Source organism: Duganella rivi, assembly GCF_009857435.1.
Lineage (GTDB): Bacteria > Pseudomonadota > Gammaproteobacteria > Burkholderiales > Burkholderiaceae_D > Rugamonas > Rugamonas rivi.
In genome coordinates this window covers 90,996-110,522 of the sequence record NZ_WWCK01000004.1, presented here as the reverse complement: position 1 = coordinate 110,522, position 19,527 = coordinate 90,996, and the positions used below count along the sequence as shown (strand labels likewise).

Annotated in this window: 19 protein-coding genes and 1 tRNA gene; 10 read left to right on the top strand and 10 right to left on the bottom strand. The window is 61.0% G+C overall.

Annotation, left to right across the window (positions count from 1 at the left end):
* Window position 1 precedes the first annotated feature (1 nt).
* The 4 genes from GTP45_RS12915 to GTP45_RS12900 all read right to left on the bottom strand — a co-directional run bounded on the left by GTP45_RS12915 (window position 2) and on the right by GTP45_RS12900 (window position 4,631).
* Window positions 2–2,440, bottom strand: coding sequence for an FtsW/RodA/SpoVE family cell cycle protein (locus tag GTP45_RS12915; RefSeq protein WP_229258443.1), 2,439 nt, complete (start codon window positions 2,438–2,440; stop codon window positions 2–4).
* On the bottom strand, window positions 2,440–3,477 hold the full coding sequence (locus GTP45_RS12910; RefSeq protein ID WP_161014304.1) for a serine/threonine-protein kinase: 1,038 nt from the start codon (window positions 3,475–3,477) through the stop codon (window positions 2,440–2,442). The genes GTP45_RS12915 and GTP45_RS12910 overlap by 1 nt, the downstream gene beginning before the upstream one ends.
* A 54-nt stretch (window positions 3,478–3,531) precedes the next feature.
* Entirely contained in the window at window positions 3,532–3,960 is a 429-nt protein-coding gene (locus GTP45_RS12905) for a glycine zipper domain-containing protein (RefSeq protein WP_161014303.1), read from the bottom strand.
* Between the two features lie 140 nt (window positions 3,961–4,100).
* A complete protein-coding gene (locus GTP45_RS12900) occupies window positions 4,101–4,631 on the bottom strand; it encodes a GNAT family N-acetyltransferase (RefSeq protein WP_161014302.1) in 531 nt (176 codons plus the stop codon).
* Between the two features lie 136 nt (window positions 4,632–4,767).
* Here GTP45_RS12900 and GTP45_RS12895 point away from each other — a divergent pair, with 136 nt between their 5' ends.
* The 6 genes from GTP45_RS12895 (at window position 4,768) to GTP45_RS12870 (ending at window position 11,027) form a co-directional block, all read left to right on the top strand.
* On the top strand, window positions 4,768–6,201 hold the full coding sequence (locus GTP45_RS12895) for a M20/M25/M40 family metallo-hydrolase (RefSeq protein WP_161014301.1): 1,434 nt from the start codon (window positions 4,768–4,770) through the stop codon (window positions 6,199–6,201).
* Window positions 6,202–6,259: 58 nt separating this feature from the next.
* Window positions 6,260–6,499: a hypothetical protein gene (locus GTP45_RS12890; protein WP_161014300.1), complete on the top strand. Its 240-nt coding sequence runs from the start codon at window positions 6,260–6,262 to the stop codon at window positions 6,497–6,499.
* A gap of 32 nt (window positions 6,500–6,531) precedes the next feature.
* Window positions 6,532–6,915 (top strand): hypothetical protein, encoded by a 384-nt coding sequence (locus GTP45_RS12885; RefSeq protein WP_161014299.1) that lies wholly within the window; start codon window positions 6,532–6,534, stop codon window positions 6,913–6,915.
* Window positions 6,916–6,976: 61 nt separating this feature from the next.
* Window positions 6,977–8,359, top strand: coding sequence for a TolC family protein (locus tag GTP45_RS12880; protein WP_161014298.1), 1,383 nt, complete (start codon window positions 6,977–6,979; stop codon window positions 8,357–8,359).
* Entirely contained in the window at window positions 8,356–9,729 is a 1,374-nt protein-coding gene (locus tag GTP45_RS12875; RefSeq protein WP_161014297.1) for a multicopper oxidase family protein, read from the top strand. Before GTP45_RS12880 ends, GTP45_RS12875 begins: the two co-directional genes overlap by 4 nt.
* A gap of 41 nt (window positions 9,730–9,770) precedes the next feature.
* The gene (locus tag GTP45_RS12870) at window positions 9,771–11,027 is read left to right on the top strand and encodes a voltage-gated chloride channel family protein (protein ID WP_161014296.1); all 1,257 of its coding nucleotides are present in this window, start codon (window positions 9,771–9,773) and stop codon (window positions 11,025–11,027) included.
* Here GTP45_RS12870 and GTP45_RS12865 read toward each other — a convergent pair.
* Window positions 10,984–12,558: a mechanosensitive ion channel family protein gene (locus GTP45_RS12865; RefSeq protein WP_503826743.1), complete on the bottom strand. Its 1,575-nt coding sequence runs from the start codon at window positions 12,556–12,558 to the stop codon at window positions 10,984–10,986. The genes GTP45_RS12870 and GTP45_RS12865 overlap by 44 nt on opposite strands.
* A gap of 176 nt (window positions 12,559–12,734) precedes the next feature.
* On the opposite strand from GTP45_RS12865, the gene GTP45_RS12860 reads away from it, so the two are divergent.
* Window positions 12,735–12,819, top strand: a tRNA-Leu gene (locus GTP45_RS12860).
* A gap of 163 nt (window positions 12,820–12,982) precedes the next feature.
* Here the strand turns inward: GTP45_RS12860 and infA are convergent.
* The gene (gene infA / locus GTP45_RS12855; RefSeq protein WP_161014295.1) at window positions 12,983–13,249 is read right to left on the bottom strand and encodes a translation initiation factor IF-1; all 267 of its coding nucleotides are present in this window, start codon (window positions 13,247–13,249) and stop codon (window positions 12,983–12,985) included.
* Between the two features lie 479 nt (window positions 13,250–13,728).
* Here infA and GTP45_RS12850 point away from each other — a divergent pair, with 479 nt between their 5' ends.
* The gene (locus GTP45_RS12850; protein ID WP_161014294.1) at window positions 13,729–13,920 is read left to right on the top strand and encodes a hypothetical protein; all 192 of its coding nucleotides are present in this window, start codon (window positions 13,729–13,731) and stop codon (window positions 13,918–13,920) included.
* A gap of 7 nt (window positions 13,921–13,927) precedes the next feature.
* Here the strand turns inward: GTP45_RS12850 and GTP45_RS12845 are convergent, their stop codons facing one another.
* The 3 genes from GTP45_RS12845 to GTP45_RS28675 form a co-directional block, all read right to left on the bottom strand.
* A complete protein-coding gene (locus GTP45_RS12845; protein WP_229258441.1) occupies window positions 13,928–14,584 on the bottom strand; it encodes a PEP-CTERM sorting domain-containing protein in 657 nt (218 codons plus the stop codon).
* A 188-nt stretch (window positions 14,585–14,772) separates the two neighbouring features.
* On the bottom strand, window positions 14,773–15,063 hold the full coding sequence (locus GTP45_RS12840; protein ID WP_161014293.1) for a hypothetical protein: 291 nt from the start codon (window positions 15,061–15,063) through the stop codon (window positions 14,773–14,775).
* Window positions 15,064–15,143: 80 nt separating this feature from the next.
* Entirely contained in the window at window positions 15,144–15,839 is a 696-nt protein-coding gene (locus GTP45_RS28675) for a PEPxxWA-CTERM sorting domain-containing protein (protein ID WP_161014292.1), read from the bottom strand.
* A gap of 245 nt (window positions 15,840–16,084) precedes the next feature.
* Here GTP45_RS28675 and GTP45_RS12830 point away from each other — a divergent pair, with 245 nt between their 5' ends.
* Window positions 16,085–16,924 (top strand): hypothetical protein, encoded by an 840-nt coding sequence (locus GTP45_RS12830; RefSeq protein ID WP_161014291.1) that lies wholly within the window; start codon window positions 16,085–16,087, stop codon window positions 16,922–16,924.
* Between the two features lie 76 nt (window positions 16,925–17,000).
* Window positions 17,001–19,142, top strand: a complete 2,142-nt coding sequence (locus GTP45_RS12825) for an acylase (RefSeq protein ID WP_229258440.1) — start codon at window positions 17,001–17,003, stop codon at window positions 19,140–19,142.
* A 6-nt stretch (window positions 19,143–19,148) separates the two neighbouring features.
* On the opposite strand, the gene GTP45_RS12820 is transcribed toward GTP45_RS12825, so the two are convergent.
* Window positions 19,149–19,523, bottom strand: coding sequence for an HNH endonuclease (locus GTP45_RS12820; RefSeq protein ID WP_161014289.1), 375 nt, complete (start codon window positions 19,521–19,523; stop codon window positions 19,149–19,151).
* Window positions 19,524–19,527 lie beyond the last annotated feature (4 nt).

The window sequence follows — 19,527 nt, the reverse complement described above, 5'->3', positions numbered from 1 at the left end:
TTCAAACTCCTTCTGAAGATATCGCACTGAAGGTAAGCAGAGGGCAGAGGAAAAACAGCAGATGGCTGCCGCCAGCCGACAGAAAACTCATGGGCTGGCCCATGATGGGGAAGATGGCGAGGTTGGTGCCCCACGAGAGCAGGAAGTGGCCGGCCACGAACGCGCCGCCGCCGCATAAGGCGAAGTAGCGGAAGCGGCCCAGCCACGCGTGGCGGAAGTTGCGTGCTGCCGTGCCGCTGCGGTAGGCCTGCAATGCGGTCAGCACGATGCCGATCAGGAAGGCCGCTTGCACGGCCCACAGCAGCAGGCCGCCCAGCAGGCCGTGGCGGTTGAGGAAGAACGACGCGGCAAAGTCGTCTTGCACGGCGGGGATCTGGATAACGCTGCCGGCGTTTTGGCTGAGCGTGCGCAGGCCTAGCCAGTGGTCTGCACCGAACCAGCCGCCGTCGCCGATGGCGCGCGCGCCCAGCAGCAGCTGTTGGCCGGTGTGCGGATGTTCGGCGGGGTTGAGCCAGACGAGGAAGCGATCAGCGTAGAAGCCCCAGCGTATCAAGTCGTCGGTGCCGTTGAGACGCAGGTAGACCACGGCGCTGACTGCGGCGAATGCGCCGCTGAGCAGGATGGCGGTGAGGACGTGGTTGCGGGCGGCGCGGGCGTAGGCGAGGCCGATGCCGGTGCTCCAGATCAGCAGCAGGATTAGCGGCGAGAAGTCGTCTACCTGTACCAGTGCGAGGCCGAGAAGGGCGAGGAATAGCAGCGCAGGCGCGATCAATTGCAGCCAGCGCGCACCGTGATCCGTGATGCGTTGCGGGCCGTTGTGCCAGTTGAAGCGCAGCGCGAGGCAGTGGGCGGTGAGCGCGGTGAGAGCAAGCTTGGCCAGTTCGACCGGTTGCAGGTCGAAGACGCCGGTTTCATCGCCCCACAGGACTTGCGCGGCCAGTGCGGCCAATGCCACGGCGGCGAATAGGGCGAGGATCCATTCGATGGTGCGCTGCTGGAGATGGACGCCGCGTGCCGCCTGATAATTGGCCCACGCGCGCAGCATGCCGCCAAGGCCGGCACCGACGGCGAGCATGGCGGAGGATTTTTGGTAGTAGCGCAGCCACGATGATTCCGGCGCGCCGAGACCGAGCTCCAATTGCGCCAGCAAGCCGATGGCGAGTAGTGTGACGCCAGCGGCCGTGGCAAGCGTCAAGCGCCCCGGCAGCGCAAGCCACAACAGCAGCGCTCCAGCACCAAGCAGCAGCGAACAAGCCGCACCAGGCGCATATCCCGCCCGCTGCGCCACCAGCGCAAGCAAGCCTACAGCCAGCACTCCCACCGCCGCCACTAGCCCGGCGCCTTGCGACCACCATCCCAGCTTCGCGGTGGCGATGGCGAGGCAGATGGCGCAGAGAGCTAGGCCGGTGACAATGATCTGGCCCGGGCCGCCGCTCCAGAGGGTGCGTTGCTGCCATTGCCAGCTGATTTGCTCTGGCAAGCGCTGTTCTGGCTCGGCGTACAGTTTAACGTGGCGGCTGGGATGCAGCCTCAGTTGATCGCCTTCGGCGGAGACCTGGAAGCGTGTGTGGCCGATGGTGATGGCGCTCACGCCTGCCAGTGCAGCCTCCTGTTTGCGTAAGTCCGCTTGATCGGCCAGCACGGCGGCGCGCTCGCCATCGGGATTGCTTGCCACCAGTTGCAGCCGCCCGTTCACGCGCGCGATTTGCGCGGCTCCCGGCGTGACTTGCTCCAGTCCGAGCCGATTGTCGCAATACAGATTACCGCCGAAGGACAGCGGGCGTGCAATCGTCAGCGGCAGTGGCATCACGCGGTTCCATACTGCCAGCGCCTTGCTTGCCATGCGCGAGTCCGGGCAATTACTCAGAGGGCTGCCGTCGCGATACAGCACCGCGCCGTCGTAGCGCCACGCATGACCATCGCGGCTGAAGCTTACTTCGCGCGCGTCCGTAGCCAGCACCTCAAACACCGCGCCATCAACTTGAAAACGATGCATGCCTTGCAGTGATGCGCTGCCAAGCCGCTGCTCGGACGAATCACGTACCAGCACCACTTGCTTACCAGCGCTCAGATTCCGCATAAACCAGCGGCCATCCGCATCGCGGCGTAGTGACAGGTGCTGGCGATCCGTCTGCGGCGCGGCTAGTTCACGCTGGCCCAGGGTCACGCTCTCGCCGGAGGCAAGCGTCACGTCTATCGCGGAAGGCAGCCATGCAGCAGGCGCGCGCAGCAAAGCCAGCACCTGCAAACCGCACAAGCCAGCCAGCACCGCCAGCGTGAATGTCATGGCGCTGTGCCGGGCAGCCGCGCGGGCCAGCATAGGCAGCGCAACGGCCACGCCGCCTGACAGCGCCTCCATCGCGCGCTGCGCCAAAGAAGGCCGCAGCACCAGGCGATGCGGCATATTGCGCGCCGCCGCGCGGGAGTTGGAGCGCATCATCAAGCCTCCTGCAAAGCTGACCAGCCATTGACCGCAGTCGGACGGCGCATGCCCAACACCGGATCCACAGCATCGAAAGCGCCGCGCGGCGGCTTGACTCCCTGCGCCGCTTGCAGCATGCGGCTAATCTGAATCGCATGGCGCGGACGCTTGGCCGGATCGATTTGCAGCAATGTGCGCAGCAGTTCCAGCGCCGCATCGCGTTGTTCGACGGGGAGGGCGGCGGCAAAGCGTTCTTCCTCCAGCGGTTGCAGCGCTTGAGGTATCTGTCCGCCGTTCCGGCTGCGCAGCAGATCCGCACCCGCCACATGATGCTGGCGATACGCCACGCCGCAATCGGCGCAAAAGCGCAGCGGCACGCCGCCTGCAACCAAAAAATACAGCATCGCGCCCAGCGAAAAGTAGTCGCTGCGCGCACCGGTCGCATAGCCGCCCCCGTCGGCGGGAAAGAATTGTTCCGGCGCCTGCCAATTGGCGGTGCCGGCATAGGAGTGCGCTTGCACGCTGCCCAACTCGCGGTTAGTCCCGAAGTCCGCCAGCTTTACCGTATTCAGATGAGGATCAAGCAGCACATTGGCCGGCTTCAGATCAAGATAACGCCAGCCGTATTGGTGCACCTTGGCGAGCGCCTGATTGAGCTGGGCGATCCAGCCCAAGGCCTGCGCCGGCGGCACGCTCTCGCCGCGTCCCTTTAGCGCCACCATGTGCTTACCCAGATCGGCGCCCATCAGTTCCAGCGCCAATACCGGCAAGCCGTCATGCCAGCCGCTGTCCAGCAGGCGCACGATGTGCCGCTCATCCCAAGGTTCCAGCGATTGCAGGAACGCGATTTCGTTATTGGCAGCCGCAATCCAACGCTCGCGCAATGTCGGCGCGGCGCGTTCCATTTGTTCTTGATTGATTAACTTGATGGCCACGTCGCGCGTGGCTTGCGGCCCGCTGGCGCGCCAGATGATGCCGTAGGCCGAACCGCCGATCTGCTCGCGCAGCCGATAATGGCCCAGCTCTAAGGCGATGATTGCGTCTGCTGTCGTCATAAATCCCCCCGTCGCAGACTGCAAGCGGGGGGAGGAGGAAACTACGTTTGGAAATTAACGATCCCAGCGATCACGATGGTGATGATGGCGCTCTTCGCGGTACTCGCGGTAGTAGTAAGGGCGGGCCGGTTCAACATAGACCACGCGTGGAGGCGGCTGGTAGTAGCGCGGCGGCGGTGCGTAGTACACCGGGGCTGGACGCTCGTAGTACACCGGCGCTGGCTGCGAGTACACGCGGGTTTCAACGTAGCCTCGACCATGGCCGCGATAGTAACGGTCATCGGAAGTGCGGATGCTGTTACCCACCGCTGCGCCGACCAAGCCGCCGACGATGGCGCCATCGCGGCCGCCGGCGCTGTTGCCGATCGCTGCGCCGACCACAGCACCGGCCACCGTGTTGAAATCACGGTCGCCCGCGAAGGCCGACGACGATACTGCTGCAGTGGCCAGTAACGCTACACCCAATATTTTTTTGCTCAACATGGTAATCCCCTTGCTGTGGCTTGAACCGGAATGATTCGTTAGCCAGTGACTCCACTATAAATCCCGGCAAATTAATTACCACGTCTTATACACATGCTTACAAACCGGCGTTGCCCGTAATGGCTTGTAACAATTAGAAATCAAAGCGTTAGCGCTTCCCACTCGGGGCGCAGCAGGCTGAAAATGGTCACGTCCTGATAGCGGCCGTTGATGAAGAATGATTGGCGCAGCGTGCCTTCGGCCCGGAAGCCGCATTTTTGCGCCACGCGCACCGAGGCCACGTTCTCCGGCGCGGTCAATAACTCCAGGCGGTGGTAGGGATGCACTTTAAACAGATAATCGACCAGTAGCTTGCAGGCCTCGGTGACATACCCGCGCCCGGCCAACTTGGGATCGAACAGGCGGTAGCCGATTTCACGCGTCACCGGCGTGCGGCTCTTGAAGTGGGTGATGACGCCGACCACGTGGTGCGCTGTATCCTCGATTACAAAAAGCTCGCTATCATCGGTTACAAAACCGTGCTGCATAAACTCCTTGCGCATGGTTTCCGGCGATTTGAAATGGGGCGAGAAATAATCGCCGCGCGAGGGAAGGTCGTTGACCAGCGCGATGAAGGCGTTTAAATCGGCGGTAACGAGGTGACGGACGGTGCAGAGTGAACCCTTGAGCATAGGTGCTTTCTTCCGGCAGTTGAAGTTACATCGTAGAGCAACTGCGATAGCAAATCAACATGGATGACAAGATCATCATGATCGGTTATCGTCTCAGGCGATCTTGCTACCCACTTTTTACCTGAACAGGAACCGCATGAAATCCGTCTTCCAAAAATCCCTGTCGCTGACCGTATTGGCCAGCAGCTTGCTGAGCGCCGGCGTATTTGCCGCATCGGCCAACGATCCCGCCACGCTGGGCCAGATCCGCGACAGCGCGATGAAGAGCGACTGGGCCTATGAGCGCCTGGCCGATTTGACCGACTTGGTAGGCCCGCGCCTGTCCGGTTCCGCCGGTGCGGCGGCGGCGGTGGAGCAGGTGGCGGAAGCGATGCGCAAGATCGGCGCCAAGGTCACGCTGCAACCGGTCAAAGTCCCGCACTGGGTGCGCGGCGCCGAGACGGCGGAACTGGTGGAATACACCGGCCGTCCTGCCGGCATTACGCAGAAAGTGGTGCTGACTGCCTTGGGCGGTTCGGGCGCGACGCCCGCCGCCGGCCTGACCGCGCCGGTGATTATCGTGCGCAGCTTCGATGAATTGAAAGCCAAGGGCGCGCAAGTGAAGGGCAGCATCGTGCTGTTCGACGTCGCCTTCGATCAGGAGATGGCGGATCGCGGCCACGCCGGCCCAGCCTACGGCCGTGGCGCGGGCTTCCGCTTCGCCGGCCCTAAACTGGCGGCCGATATGGGCGCGGCGGCAGCGCTGGTGCGCTCGGTCGGCGGCGCCAACTACCGCATTCCGCACACCGGCGCGACCGGCGTGGTGGAAGGCGCGCGCATTCCTGCCGCCGCCGTGACGGCCGAAGATGCGATGCTGATGAGCCGTCTGTCGGCACGCGGCCCGCTGAAAATGCATCTGACCCTGACCCCGCAAAACCTGCCGGAAGCCGATAGCTACAATGTGATCGCCGACCTGCCGGGCACCGACAAAGCCGATGAAGTGGTGATCGTCTCCGGCCACCTTGATTCGTGGGATCTGGCCACCGGCGCGCACGACGACGGCACCGGCGTGGCCGGCGCGATGGCGGTGATCGATACCCTGAACAAGCTGAATCTGAAGCCGCGCCGCACCATCCGCGTCATCGCGTGGATGAACGAGGAAAACGGCACCCGTGGCGGCAAGGCCTACTTTGAAGCCAATAAGGACAAGCTGGACAAGCACTTTGCCGCGATTGAATCGGACAGCGGCGGTGGCCGTCCATTCGGCTTTATCGGCAGCGTCACGCCGCCGATGGTGAAGTATTTCGCGCCGCTGAAATCCGCGCTGGAGCCGATCGGCGCCGGCATCTTTGAGCGTCATGACATTGCCGGTGCTGCCGACACCGGCCCGCTGGAACGCGCGGGCGTGCCGGTGTTCGAGCCGCTGGTCGATTCGAGCAGCTACTTCAGCTACCACCACACGCCGGCCGACACGCTGGATAAAGTCAGCCCGCTGGAGCTGAAGCGCCACGTCGCCGTCATGACCTCGCTGACGTGGTACCTGGCGAATATGGAAGAGAACATCGGCCGCGTGCCGCAGCAGCCGGAGTAAGCGAACGGCAGGAGTTTGACGATGGTGGTATGCTGTAATCCACAGTAGGGAGGCCATCATGAACAAGCTCCATTACAAAGGCTGGGAGATACTCCCAACCGCGCTGCCGACTGCTAATCACCAGTGGTCGGCCAGCTGCGACCTCGAACGCATGGGCGCCGACGGCATAGAAGTATTCGAAGGCGCCACCATGCAGTTCGTACGCGATACCGAAGACGAAGCGCTGCGTGCTGCCTGCAACGAGGCGTACATCCAGATCGATAACATCCTGGCCGATCCATCCGTGCGTTTGGCCTGAACGGCGCATCCGGCTTGTGATAACATTGCCGGATGACCGCTCTGTTTCGATCCTTCGTCGTTTGGCTGATGCTGCTGGCGCTCCCGTATCAAGGGTATGCCGCAGCACAGATGCAGCTGTGCGCCGTTCCGTCGGCGCAGGGGGCTGCTGTGGCCGCGGCAATGGAAATGCCATCAGGCCCGCACGATCACGCTGCGATGCTGGCGGCGCAGCAGCTAGGTAGCGATAAAGCTAACCATCACACCAACTTGAAGTGCAGCGGCTCCGCATGCTGCTCTGCTGCGGCGCCGCTGCTAACGCTGGCGATTCCGTCACCGTTGCTGCCATCGGCTGCTGCTGTACCGTTCTATTCCGATTCCCTCCCTGCGGTCGATCTGGCCCACCCTGAACGTCCCCCTCAAGGCCGCTGCGCCTGACTACACCCAAGCTCCGTCTGCGAGCTGCATTTTTCATAACGATTTTTTTGAGGTAGTGGACATGAACTGTCTGTATAAACTCGCCGGTGGCGCCAGCGTGCTGCTGCTGTTGAGCGGATGCGCGTCGCTGTCAGGCGATGGTGGTTTTAGCGCAGCTGCCGGCATCAGTGAACAACGCACCGGCGCTAGCGCCAGCGTCGCTGGACGCTTGCCGCGCAATGAAGATGACGCGCGCGCATTGGCCGCTGTCATCGGCAAAAAACTGGAGCAGCCGCTGGCTGTTGACGATGCTGTGCAAATCGCACTGCTGAATAACCGCAGTCTGCAAGCCAGCTATTGGTCGCTCGGCGTGGCAGAGGCAGACTTGGTGCAGGCTGGCCGTCTGCAAAATCCGGTGCTGGACTTTAAACGCAGCCATGGCGGCGGTGAAGTAGGCATCGAGCGCACCTTGACCTTCAATCTGATTGGCCTGATTACCGCGCCGATGGCGAGCCGCATCGAGGGGCGCCGTTTTGAGCAAACCAAACTGCTGGTGGCGAATGAGGCGCTGAAAGTAGCTGCCGATACCCGCCGCGCGTGGGTCGATGCGGTGGCAGCGGCGCAGATTGCCGACTATGCCAAGCAGGTGCAATCGTCGGCGCAAGCCGGCGCGGAACTGGCGGAGCGCATGCGCAAGGCCGGCAATTGGAGTTCGCTCGATATGGCGCGCGAGCAGGCCTATCACGCACAGACGGTGGCGGATGCGGTGCATGCGCAGAAGTCCGCTGTCGCCGCGCGCGAAAAGCTTACGCGTTTGCTGGGATTGAGCGGCGAGCAGGCGGCGTCTTTCCGCTTGCCAGATCATTTGCCCGATTTGCCTGCTGCGCCGCGCGAGTTGGCGGACATCGAGCAGATCGCCGTCGATCAGCGTTTGGATATTCAAGCCGCCAAGCTGGATACCGAGCACACCGCATCCACGCTGGGTTTGACACGCACAACGCGCTTTATCAACGTGCTGGATTTGGGCGTGGTGCGCAACACCGAAGGCGGCACGGCGACGCGTGGTTACGAGTTGTCGCTGGAGATTCCGTTGTTCGATTGGGGCTCGACCCGTGTAGCGCGCGCGGAAGCGACCTATATGCAGTCGGTGAATCTGCTGGCGCAAGCGGCGGTTGATGCGCGTAGCGAGGCGCGTGAAAGCTATGCCGACTATCGTGCATCGTACGATCTGGCGCGTCATTACCGCGATAATGTCGTCCCGCTGCGCAAGCAGATTTCCGATCAAACCCTGTTGCGCTACAACGGCATGTTGATGAGCGTCTTCGAACTGCTGGCCGACGCGCGTGAACAAGCGACCGCCGTCAGCGGCTACATCGCTGCGCTTAAAGATTACTGGACTGCGCAAGCCAACCTGGAGGCCGCGCTGGGCGGCCGTCTGCCATCGAATAGAGGAGTACAACCATGACTAACCGCAGATCTTTTTTGAGCGGTGCAGCCACGTTGATCGGCGCCGGCATGGTGAGCAAAGCTGGCGCGGCCTCGCTGCCGGAAGCACCGGTGCAATCGTCGGCGTCCACGCAAGGGCCACTGACGCCGCCGAACGGCCGTCCATATAACCCGGTCGTTACGCTGAATGGCTGGACGCTGCCGTGGCGGATGAAGGATGGCGTGAAGGAGTTTCACCTGGTGGCCGAACCGGTGGTACGCGAAATTGCGCCGGGAATGACGGCTAATCTGTGGGGCTACAACGGCCAGAGTCCTGGCCCGACCATCGAGGTGGTGGAGGGCGATCGCGTGCGCATCTTCGTCACCAATAAACTGCCGGAGCACACCAGCGTGCATTGGCATGGACAGCGGCTGCCGAACGGCATGGACGGCGTGACTGGTCTAACGCAGCCGGGCATCCAGCCGGGTAAAACCTTTGTCTACGAATTCGTCGCCAAGAATGCGGGCACTTTTATGTATCACCCGCACGCCGATGAGATGGCGCAGATGGCGATGGGGATGATGGGCTTTTGGGTCACGCATCCACGCGATCCCAAGCTGCATGCAGTGGATCGGGATTTCGTGTTCCTGCTTAATGCCTACGATATTGAGCCGGGCAGCTACACGCCCAAGGTCAACACCATGACGGACTTTAATCTGTGGACTTTCAATAGCCGCGCCTTCCCCGGTGTTGATCCGATGGTGGTGCGCAAGGATGACCGGGTGCGCATCCGCGTTGGCAATCTGACCATGACCAACCATCCTATCCATTTACATGGGCATACGTTTGAGGTGACGGGGACTGATGGCGGCTGGGTGCGGCCATCGGCGCGCTGGCCGGAGGTCACGACCGATATCGCGGTCGGGCAGATGCGGGCGATTGAATTTGTGGCCGATGAACCGGGCGACTGGGCCTTCCACTGCCACAAATCGCATCACACCATGAATGCGATGGGACACAATGTGCCGACCATGATCGGCGTCGATCATAGCGGCGTGGCGCAGAAGATCAACAATCTGGTGCCGGGCTATATGGTCATGGGCGACAAGGGCGGCGCGATGGGCGATATGAAAATGCCGCTGCCGGAGAATACGCTGCCAATGATGATGGGCGATGGGCCGTTCGGTGGCCTCGATATGGGCGGCATGTTCACCGTGGTGAAGGTGCGGGAAGGGCAGGCCCGTAACGACTACAAAGATCCGGGCTGGTACAAGCACCCGAAAGGCACCGTGGCGCACGAATGGACTGGCGAACTCCCCGCTGCCCCGCGCGCACCCGGCGCTCCACCGTCCAAACCATCAGAAGCCATGGACGTGAAGCGGGACGGGGATATGCATCACCACCACTAACGCTAGAAAGGTGCGGCGGGATTTGCTAGTATCGGTAGTTCATGAAAAAGCTTTCCCGCTACCCGGAACAAATCGCCCTGCTGCCGTATATCGGTAAGTGGACGGCGCTCGCTGGGCTGATTGCTGTGCTGAGTGGCACGGCGTCAGCCCTTTTCCTGTTTGCGCTCGATGCCGCAACCAATTGGCGCGAGTCGCATCGCTGGATTATTTGGCTGCTGCCATTGGCCGGCTTCGCGGTCGGCTGGCTGTATCTCAAGCTCGGCAGCAGCGTCGAGGCCGGGAATAATCTGCTGATCGACGAGATTCACGATCCCAAGAATGTGGTGCCGCTGCGTATGGCACCGCTGGTATTGGTCGGCACCGTAGTCTCGCACTGGTTCGGCGCGTCGGTCGGGCGCGAGGGCACGGCGGTGCAGATGGGCGGCACGCTGGCCGATCAGCTGACGCACATCTTCCGCCTGCGTCACGCCGAGCGCCGCATCGTGCTGATGGCCGGTATCAGTGCCGGTTTCGCGTCGGTGTTTGGCACGCCGCTGGCCGGTGCGATCTTTGGTTTGGAGGTGCTGGCGATAGGCCGCTTGCGCTACGACGCGATTTTCCCTTGCATGGTGGCTGCAATCGCAGCCGATCAAGTTGGCATGGCGTGGGGCGTGCATCATACGCATTACGCCATTAGCAGCATTGCGCCGATTACTTTGTGGGGCGTGGCGGCGGTGCTGGTGGCGGGTATTGTGTTTGGACTGGCCGGCATGGCCTTCGCTAAGTCCACTCATGCGGCATCGGCTTTCATGAAGCGTCACATAGCGTATGCGCCGTTGCGGCCGATGATAGGCGGCGCCGTGGTGGCGCTTGCGGTGTGGTGGTTGGGTACGCGCTACATCGGCCTTGGCATCCCGGTGATGGTGGAAGCGTTCCAGCAGCCAGTAGCGCCGTGGGACTTCCTGGGTAAATTCGCGTTCACGGTGGCTTCGCTAGGCAGCGGCTTCAAAGGCGGGGAGGTGACGCCGCTGTTCTACATCGGCGCGACTTTGGGCAATGCGTTGGCGCCGTTGCTGCATCTGCCGTTTGCCCTACTGGCGGGACTGGGCTTCGTGGCGGTGTTTGCCGGCGCGGCCAACACGCCGCTGGCTTCGACCATCATGGCCATCGAATTATTCGGCCCGCAGATCGGGCCTTACGCGGCGCTGGCTTGTGTAGTGGCCTATTTATTCTCGGGCCACAGCGGCATCTACCGCGCCCAGCGCGTTGGGCTGATTAAGCATCGCTTACCGCCGGTGGCGCGGGATCGGAAGCCTTAGCCATCGCTGGTGCGCGGTGCCATTCCTCTTTCGGTATGACATGCGAGCTTGCCGGTTCCTGTACGAAGTGCGGCGAGGTGATTTGTACCTCGTATTCGTTGAACACATCGATGATCTGCTGGTGCAGCCGGTTTAGCACCTCGGCGCGCTGGCGCGGGGTTTCTACCGTGGCGTAGGCCACCAGCCGATATTCGGGATAGAAGTCGGACAGCGCCGCCTGCATCACGTACGGCTTGGGTGAGCTGGCGATATCCTCGGTGCGGTGCGCCGCCAGTTCCAGCAGGGCGTGCACTTGCCGCCAAGGCGTGTCGTAGCCGATGGTGACGGTGGTATCGAGCACAAAGCCGGTGCCCGGATAAGCGCGCGAATAATTCTTGCTGGTGTTGGACAGCACCCAGGCATTCGGCAGGGTCACCTCTTCGCCAAGGCCGGTGCGCAGGCGCGTTTCGAACATGCCCAGCTCCACCACCGTGCCTTCCGCATCGCCGACGCGTACATACTCGCCCTTGCGCAGCGAACGTGAATACATCAGGATTAAACCGCTGGCGCCTTGGCCGACGATGCTGGAAGCGCCGATTGACACCATCAAACCAACCAGCACCGACAATCCCTGAAAGGCCGCTGTCTGGGCGCCGGGCAGGTAGGGATAGGCCATCGCCAGTGCGAACAGCCAGATCACCACGTTGGCGATGCGGCGCGTGGGCACGGCGGTGTCCCGATCCAGCCAGCCTGCTTGCAGCTCGCCGCTTTCCACCCGCTGGAATATTGAGCCCAGTGTCAGTATCACCAGCCGCGCGATGACCACAATCACCGCCACCAGCAGCAGCCCGGGGAGGGCGTTGAGGAAACCCTGCACGACATCGGTCACCACGGCGATCAGGTAATCCTGCAGCCGCTCGCCCCAGCTGCGCGAGTAAGGTACTTTGCCCATGACGAACGCCACCCACAAATACACGGCGACGAGGCGCAGCGCCAAAGACAGCAGATTGACGCAGTGGCGCGCAAAGCGCAGATAGTGTTCGGCATCGAGCACGCGCACGTTTTTTACTTTGACGCGGCCCAGATGGCGGCTGATGCCTCGTGCCAGACGCTTGCCGGTCCAGCGCTGCAGCATGGACAAGCCACGCAGCACCAGCGCCAAAAGCAGCGTAGCGGCAGCGCACAGCGCCGCAGCGATCAACAGGTAGCGCGGGCTGGATTGTTCACGACGCTCGGCCAGCGCCTTGGTTAGCTGGGCGGCGCTTTCGGTGGCGACGCTATCAGTGGTGTCGCCGGCCAGCGGGTTGATATCGGCCGGGGTGACGAGGAATAGCAGCGCGCCGTCCAGCATCACCTGCGTGCCTTCGTTGATCGGATGGATGGCGGTGCGTTGCGGTCCATTGCCGGCGAGGGCGGAGTCGAGCCGCTTGCGCGCACCGGCTGCGCGGTCGTCGGGCGTAAAGCCGGCCAGCGCCGCACGGAAGATGAAGATGGTACGGTTGGCAAATTCCAGTTTGGCAGTTGGCCGCGCGGCAGGTGCTTCGGCGGCGATGGCGCCGCCGCAAAGCAGCGTGATGAGCAGGGCGCATAGCGGGGCGCGTCATAATCTGCGGAGAGCGGTCATGAACATCCTCGTGGCATCGGCATTAGCAATGATGCCATGTTATCGGATTCTATAGTTGTCTGGCAGTTACGGCTGGTTCATGGCATAATACCGGGCTTGTGTGGGCTCCGATGGTGAAATTGGTAGACACTGCAGACTTAAAATCTGCCGCCGCAAGGCGTGCCGGTTCGATTCCGGCTCGGAGCACCAGCCCCACATGCACCTTTCCCGGTTGGCGCCCGCTGACTTTTGGGTTTTGCTAGTTCCGCAAAATTCCTTTCTCGCGCTGTTCTTCGTGGTTATTTAGTTGGAGTAACGACCCCGTCGGTCAGTTGACCGACAGTGCGTTGCGATGGAGGCGTCAGGGGCGAACTCAGCGCCTATTGCGGAAGTTCGGGCGAGAGCCCGTTGATCTCGGCGAGTCGATATGACGGAACGTGATCCGGCCCTTGCTTAAATCGTATGCGGACAGTTCAAGGGTGACGCGGTCGCCGGCAAGGATACGAATGAAATTTTTTTTCATTCGGCCTGCGGTGTAGGCAATCAGGTTGTGGCCGTTTTCTAATGCGACGCGGAAACGGCTGTCGGGGAGGATTTCCTGAACAACGCCTTGCATTTCAATCAGTTCTTCTTTTGCCATGACTTAAATCCCCCGCATGAGGTGGATTTGTCGAGCTTGTCCGCCGAAATCCGACTTGGCGAGCTTGTACGAAACAAACTTGTGTTCAAGCGAACCTGCTGGCTGCGCTTCAACGAAATCACTTATATTGGCCATGACATCATGGCCACCGGTATGCGGCCTGATCTGGCCAATACCTTTTAACCTGCTAAACCAATGGATAGTTCCTGTATATGTACTGATATGCTGCTCCTGGCTGTGGATGAATGATCCCAACTCTAAAGTAGAGCCATGGTCGAGAATCGGACAGGAATGGGCTAGGCCTAAACAGGAAGGAAACAGGACGGTGACAAAGTACCGAGGTGGGACACTCAGTGTACAGCAAAAGGTGGTATTAACCTAATAACGCATAACCTCCCCATCTTGCGTCGCCGCGGCTTGACTTGACCCGGCTGCACGGCGGAGAATGCCTTCCCCCGTCGTGAATGTTGAGTTGAGAAATGGCGTCTGAAAAAGCAGTGAAATTGGTGTTGGCCGGTGCAATGGTGGCCGTGGTGCTGGGTGTTGCTGGCTACGTGGTGGTGTTCTGGCATAACTACACCGGCTGCCAGCAGCTGGAGGCGGAGGCGGCTAAGAATGGCAAGCCGATGTCTTGTGCCGAAATCAAAGCCGCCGCCAAGGCGCAACGCTAAAAGCGCACTACACTCCTTTGCGGCGCCGTGCCGCAAGGCCTAGCAGGGCCCCACCACCAAGCAGCATGGCGTAGGTCGATGGCTCCGGCACCGCCGTCACGTCATACAGCGCTACCGAGATGCTGGCGTGGCCTTGGTAATTGGCATACCACGCGCCGTTGTAGTACTCGGCCGCGCCCGATGTCACGCCACCCCACGCAAGGTAATTCGAGAAAATCGGCGACACCGCTTGCACCGCAAAGTAGTAGGTGCCGGCACTCAAGGCTACAGAAGGCATGTTGAAGAAGTGGTTGTCGATGCTGTAGCCGTAGTTGCTGCCGATGTAGGTAGTACCCAGCGTGCCGCTGCTGCCCGAAGCGACCACCGTACCCGGTAGGCCGCCCATGCCATCGGCCAGTAGGAATTGCCAGTTAATGGCGGTCGGCAGGTTGGCGCCGGTATTGAATACGCCATAGCTGGCCGACATCACAACCGCATTGCTGCCGATGGTGAACATCTGGGCAGCATAATCATCGTAGAAGCCGAATGCCGGGCCGCAATTGGTGTTGAAGATGCAGTTGCCGTCCGTGATGTCGGTGCCTGAATCGTAGATGGTTGCCGCTTGGGCGCCAGCGCTGGCTAAGCCCAGCAGCAAGGCGGCAACGGCGATAGGGCGCATTCTCATTGCTTTTGTCATCATCATCTCCCCTGTTTTTGGTTGTACTGCAGCTTTCAATCTAGGAGTTGATGAATCAACTTTCAATTTGAATGTAATAAATATATTTTCTTCGTTGTTATTCGACACCAGACCTTGACAGTAGGCATAAAAAAAGCCCGCAAACTGCGGGCTTGGGACAGGCTTGGGGCGCGCGCTTAGGCCGCTTCCACCAGCTTGAAACCGGCCCACGACAGCGTGGTCACTTCCACCACCAGCACTTGCGGATCCGGCTGGATGTTGCTGGCGAGACGGTAGACGGCGTCGCGCACTTCGTTGATGGTCTCCGCGCCGCTGTAGCAGTACTCGCCTTGCGGCAGGTAGTAGCCATTGCCGTCGTCGGCCTTGATGGCGCCGGCCACGTTGTACTTGGCCATTTCGACGTTGACACGGTCAAAGGTGTCACTGTTGGCAGCAGGGTAGGAGACGCGAATGATGTAGTTAACCATGTTAAATCCTTATTGTTGAAGCCGAATCATGGCATAAAAAAACGCGCCGTAGCGCGTTTTTTATTGGATACAGCCAACAATCAAGCCTGGCGGCGGCGACGGCGCGCGATCAAGCCGACCATGCCCAAACCAGCCAGCATCATGGCGTAGGTTTCTGGTTCCGGTACCGCGGCGATGGCCGAGGTAGCGGTGGTGGTGAAGGTGGTGTAGTTGCCGTACTGGTTGTTCACGTAGCTTTGGCCGCTCGGTACGCCGTAGCCGCCGTAGTAGCTCGAAATGCCGACGGCGTTCTGGCCCACCGAGACGTTACCGAGCGTGATGGTGAAGGTCGCGGTCGAGCCCAGCTGGTAGACCGATTCCGTGTACTGGCCCCAGAAGGTGAAGGTCTTGTAACCAGCCACGGCGGCCATATTTTCCGAGGTGTCGCCATTGCCCAGCGACAGGTCGAGGCCGGTGGTCGAGAAGCCGGTGCTCCAGTAGCCTGGCGCGTGGTTTTGGCCAACGAACGCGTCCGGCACGGTCGCGCCCAGGAAAGTGGCGCTGTCTGGTACGTAGATGGTCAGACCGTCCAAACCAGTGTGGGTGCCGGCATAGCCTTGGCCGAGATTCTTCACGGTGTAGGTGAACACGTACTGGTTGGTTTCACCGACCACCGCGTCGGCGGCCGAGGTGATCTGGTACTGGTTGGTCAGGTTGGTCTCAACGGCGCCAGCCATGGTGCTGAGGGCGGCTGCAACGGCGAAGGCGGCCAGCTTGAGGGAGGTCTTTACCATCATGTTATTTCTCCAGAGAATTAATATTTACTTCCATGAATCTAAGATAACACGACGCTGATGGCTTGTCGTTGTCAGAGTGGAATGTTCGTTGTGTCTTCGCAAAAAAACAAAGCCCCGAGCAGGCGGGAAACCTGTCGGGGCTTTGCGTCAATTGGCGGAGAAAGCACGTTTGACTGAGTAGAAGTGTAGTTTTGCTTTCTTAAAATCGCCTTAGTAGAATGTTGGACGGAATTCGAGGATATCTAATGCAAATCAAAATCAATGACGTACTGCGCGCTTACATCGAGCCGCTGACCGAGAGTGAATACCAGGCGCTGGAGCGCAGCATCCTGACCGAGGGCTGCCGCGATGCGCTGGTGCTGTGGGAAGACGTGCTGGTGGACGGCCACAACCGCTACCAGATCTGTCAGGAACACGGGGTGCCATTCAAGGTGATACAAAACACCAGCTTCCGCACCTTGGAAGATGTGAAGCTGTGGATGATCGATAACAATCTGGGCCGCCGCAGCATCTCCGACTACCAGCGCGGCGTGCTGGCGCTGCGCAAGAAGGAAATCATGACGGCGCGCGCGCTGGAGCTGGCGGCCGAAGCGGCTGCCGAAGATGCGCGCATCGCACCGGCGGAAGGCGAAGAAGCGCCGAAGAAGCAAGCCGCCATGCCGCTGGCATCGCGCGAGGACATCGCCCGTGCCGCGCGCTTGAGCACTGCGACCATCGGCCAGATCGAAAAAATTCAGAAGACCGCGACGCCGGAACTGGTGGAGGCGGTACGCGCCGGCACCATTTCGATCAACGCAGCGGCCACTGTGGCATCGCTGCCGGAAGAGGTGCAGCTGGCCGCAGTCGCCGGCGGCAAGAAGGAGCTGCAAAAGGCCGCCAAGGAAGTGCGCGAACTGCGTGCTGCCTCGCGTCCAGCCAAGGAGCCGAAGGAAGCCAAGGCCGCACCGGCCGTCGACTACAGCGATATGCCGGCCGACGTGCAGGAGCTGCGCGCCGAAAACGCCGCACTGCGTCAAAAGAACGCCGCCCTGCTGGAAGAGATCACCGTCCTGCAGCGCCGTCTCTCCGAACTGGCCAACGCTTAAGATGCGGAACGCGCTCTCCTTGATTTGTTTAGTTTCGGTGGGCGCGGCAGTTGCGGCGCCTGTGGCCCCAGTAGCAATGGTCGCTCCTGCGAACGAAGCGGCGCGCCTGAAGGCCGCCGCCAAGCGCGTCACCATCTTGCGCGATAAATGGGGCATCCCGCACATTTACGGCAAGACCGACGCCGACGCAGTATTCGGCATGGTCTACGTGCAGGCGGAAGATGACTTCCACCGCGTGGAGCTCAACTTCATCAACGCCATGGGACGCCTGGCGGAAGTGGAGGGCGAGGCCGAACTGTATAAAGACCTGCGCATGAAACTGTTCATCAATCCCGATGAACTGAAGCGCCAATACGCAGAAGCGCCGGCCTGGCTGAAGAAGCTGATGAATGCGTGGGCCGATGGTCTCAATTACTACTTGCAAACGCATCCCGAAGTGAGGCCAGCGCTGCTCACGCACTTTGAACCGTGGATGGCGCTCAGCTTCAGCGAAGGCAGCATCGGCGGCGATATTGAAACCATCGACATCAAGCAGCTGCAAGCGCTGTATGCGGACGGCGCCAAGCTTCCGCTGATGCCGCCGGTACTAATGTCGTCGAGCGATGGCATTGATCTGGATAAGGAACCGGGCGGCTCCAACGGTTTCGCCATCGCGCCGTCGCACACCAGGAACGGCCACGCGCTGCTAATGATTAACCCGCACACCTCGTTCTACTTCCGTCCCGAAATCCAAGTCCACAGCGAAGAAGGCTTGAACGCCTACGGCGCGGTGACGTGGGGCCAGTTCTTCGTCTACCAAGGCTTTAACGACCGCGTAGGCTGGATGCACACCTCGGGCGGCGGCGATGTGATCGACGAATACCTCGAAACTATCAGCGAACAAGGCGGCCAGTTCTTCTATCAGTACGGCAGCGAACAGCGTCCGTTGAAAGCGGTGAACATCGCGCTGCCTTATAAAACCAAGGACGGCATGGCCAGCAAGACGGTGCGCGTCTACTACAGCCATCACGGCCCGATCGTGCGCGCCAAGGACGGCAAGTGGATTGCCGTGCGCCTGATGAACGAGCCGCTGAAAGCGCTGACGCAATCCTTCATCCGTACCAAGGCCCGCAACTACAAGGCTTTCTACAAGTCGATGGCGCTGCGCACCAATTCGTCTAACAACACCGTGTACGCGGACGCCGACGGCAATATCGCTTACTTCCACGGGAATTTCATCCCGCGCCGCGATCCGCAGTTCGACTGGAAGCATCCGGTGGATGGCAGCAATCCGTCCACCGAGTGGAAAGGCCTGCACGAAGTTAAAGAGACCATCACGCTGTTCAATCCTAAGAACGGCTGGATCCAGAACACCAACAACTGGCCTTACACGGCAGCCGGTGCATACAGCCCTAAGGTAAAGGACTATCCGGCCTATATGTCGATGAATCCTGAGAACCCGCGCGGCATCCACGCCGTGCGCGTGCTGGAAAATAAAAAGGACTTCACCATCGACAGCCTGATCGCCGCGTCCTACGATAATCAGCTGCCGGCGTTTGAGCCGCTGCTGCCGCAACTGTTCGCCGCCTACGACGAACTGCCAGCCGATGATGCGCGCAAGGCCGCACTGGCGCCGCAGATCGCCGCGCTGCGTGGCTGGGACATGCGCTACACGCTGGAGTCGACCGCCACTTCGCTGGCGATCTACTGGGCGCAGGATTTGTGGACGACTTACCAGCCGGCTGCCAAGGCCAAGGAAGTGCAGGTGCTCGATTACATCCAGGCCGCTGTCACGCCGCAGCAGCGCATTGAAGCGCTGGAGCGCGCGGTCGCCAAGCTGACCAAGGACTTTGGCAACTGGCAAACGCCGTGGGGCGAGATCAATCGCTTCCAGCGCTTAACCGGCGACGTGGCGCAGCCGTTCGATGACAGCAAGCCTAGCTTGCCGGTGGCTTTCGCTTCCGCCAATTGGGGTTCGCTGGCGGCGTACGGCATGACCTCCAAGCAGACGACGAAACGCATCTACGGCGAACGTGGCAACAGCTTCGTGGCAGCGGTGGAGTTTGGGCCGCGCATCAAGGCGCGCAGCATCTTGGCGGGCGGGCAGAGTGGCAATCCGGCTTCGCCGCATTTCTACGACCAAGCCGCAATGTACGCGCGGGGTGAATTCAAGGACGTCCTGTTCTACAAGGCGGACGTGGAGAAGAACCTCGAACGCCGCTACCACCCGGGCGAGTAAGGATGGTTAGGCCGCAGGTGCTTCTTCGCTAGGCTCTGCGGCCTTCGCCCATTGCAGATTCTCGACCTTGTTATTGCGGACGTTGCCGTCCTTGTGGCGCACTACCGGATACTTGTTCGGATTCGGCAGGTAAGTCTCGGCCACCAGGTCGTGGACGAAGAACTCACCAGTGCGCGAACCGCCGCGCAGCTTGACCTTCAGGCCTTCCGGGTACAGGGTCGGTTTCAGGGCGCTGACCTTGGAGCCGGCCGCCAGCAGCACGCGGCCGTCCCTGGACACCTTGTAGTAGTCGCTGCCGACAACCGGCTTGGCGCTGGCGACGATGATCGAGTAGGCGAAGGCCAGCGCCAATACGATGGCAATAATGAGTATGAATTCCATGCGC

Excerpts from the sequence above, each read along its gene's own strand:
- GTP45_RS12910 (WP_161014304.1), bottom strand. The coding sequence starts at position 3,477 with ATGACGACAGCAGACGCAATCATCGCCTTAGAGCTGGGCCATTATCGG.
- GTP45_RS12850 (WP_161014294.1), top strand. The coding sequence starts at position 13,729 with ATGGCGTCTGAAAAAGCAGTGAAATTGGTGTTGGCCGGTGCAATGGTG.
- GTP45_RS12830 (WP_161014291.1), top strand. The coding sequence starts at position 16,085 with ATGCAAATCAAAATCAATGACGTACTGCGCGCTTACATCGAGCCGCTG.
- GTP45_RS12820 (WP_161014289.1), bottom strand. The coding sequence starts at position 19,523 with ATGGAATTCATACTCATTATTGCCATCGTATTGGCGCTGGCCTTCGCC.
- GTP45_RS12870 (WP_161014296.1), top strand. The coding sequence starts at position 9,771 with ATGAAAAAGCTTTCCCGCTACCCGGAACAAATCGCCCTGCTGCCGTAT.
- GTP45_RS12915 (WP_229258443.1), bottom strand. The coding sequence starts at position 2,440 with ATGATGCGCTCCAACTCCCGCGCGGCGGCGCGCAATATGCCGCATCGC.
- GTP45_RS12885 (WP_161014299.1), top strand. The coding sequence starts at position 6,532 with ATGACCGCTCTGTTTCGATCCTTCGTCGTTTGGCTGATGCTGCTGGCG.
- infA (WP_161014295.1), bottom strand. The coding sequence starts at position 13,249 with ATGGCAAAAGAAGAACTGATTGAAATGCAAGGCGTTGTTCAGGAAATC.
- GTP45_RS12840 (WP_161014293.1), bottom strand. The coding sequence starts at position 15,063 with ATGGTTAACTACATCATTCGCGTCTCCTACCCTGCTGCCAACAGTGAC.
- GTP45_RS12845 (WP_229258441.1), bottom strand. The coding sequence starts at position 14,584 with ATGAGAATGCGCCCTATCGCCGTTGCCGCCTTGCTGCTGGGCTTAGCC.
- GTP45_RS12875 (WP_161014297.1), top strand. The coding sequence starts at position 8,356 with ATGACTAACCGCAGATCTTTTTTGAGCGGTGCAGCCACGTTGATCGGC.
- GTP45_RS12880 (WP_161014298.1), top strand. The coding sequence starts at position 6,977 with ATGAACTGTCTGTATAAACTCGCCGGTGGCGCCAGCGTGCTGCTGCTG.
- GTP45_RS12905 (WP_161014303.1), bottom strand. The coding sequence starts at position 3,960 with ATGTTGAGCAAAAAAATATTGGGTGTAGCGTTACTGGCCACTGCAGCA.
- GTP45_RS12890 (WP_161014300.1), top strand. The coding sequence starts at position 6,260 with ATGAACAAGCTCCATTACAAAGGCTGGGAGATACTCCCAACCGCGCTG.
- GTP45_RS12900 (WP_161014302.1), bottom strand. The coding sequence starts at position 4,631 with ATGCTCAAGGGTTCACTCTGCACCGTCCGTCACCTCGTTACCGCCGAT.
- GTP45_RS28675 (WP_161014292.1), bottom strand. The coding sequence starts at position 15,839 with ATGATGGTAAAGACCTCCCTCAAGCTGGCCGCCTTCGCCGTTGCAGCC.
- GTP45_RS12825 (WP_229258440.1), top strand. The coding sequence starts at position 17,001 with ATGGTCGCTCCTGCGAACGAAGCGGCGCGCCTGAAGGCCGCCGCCAAG.
- GTP45_RS12895 (WP_161014301.1), top strand. The coding sequence starts at position 4,768 with ATGAAATCCGTCTTCCAAAAATCCCTGTCGCTGACCGTATTGGCCAGC.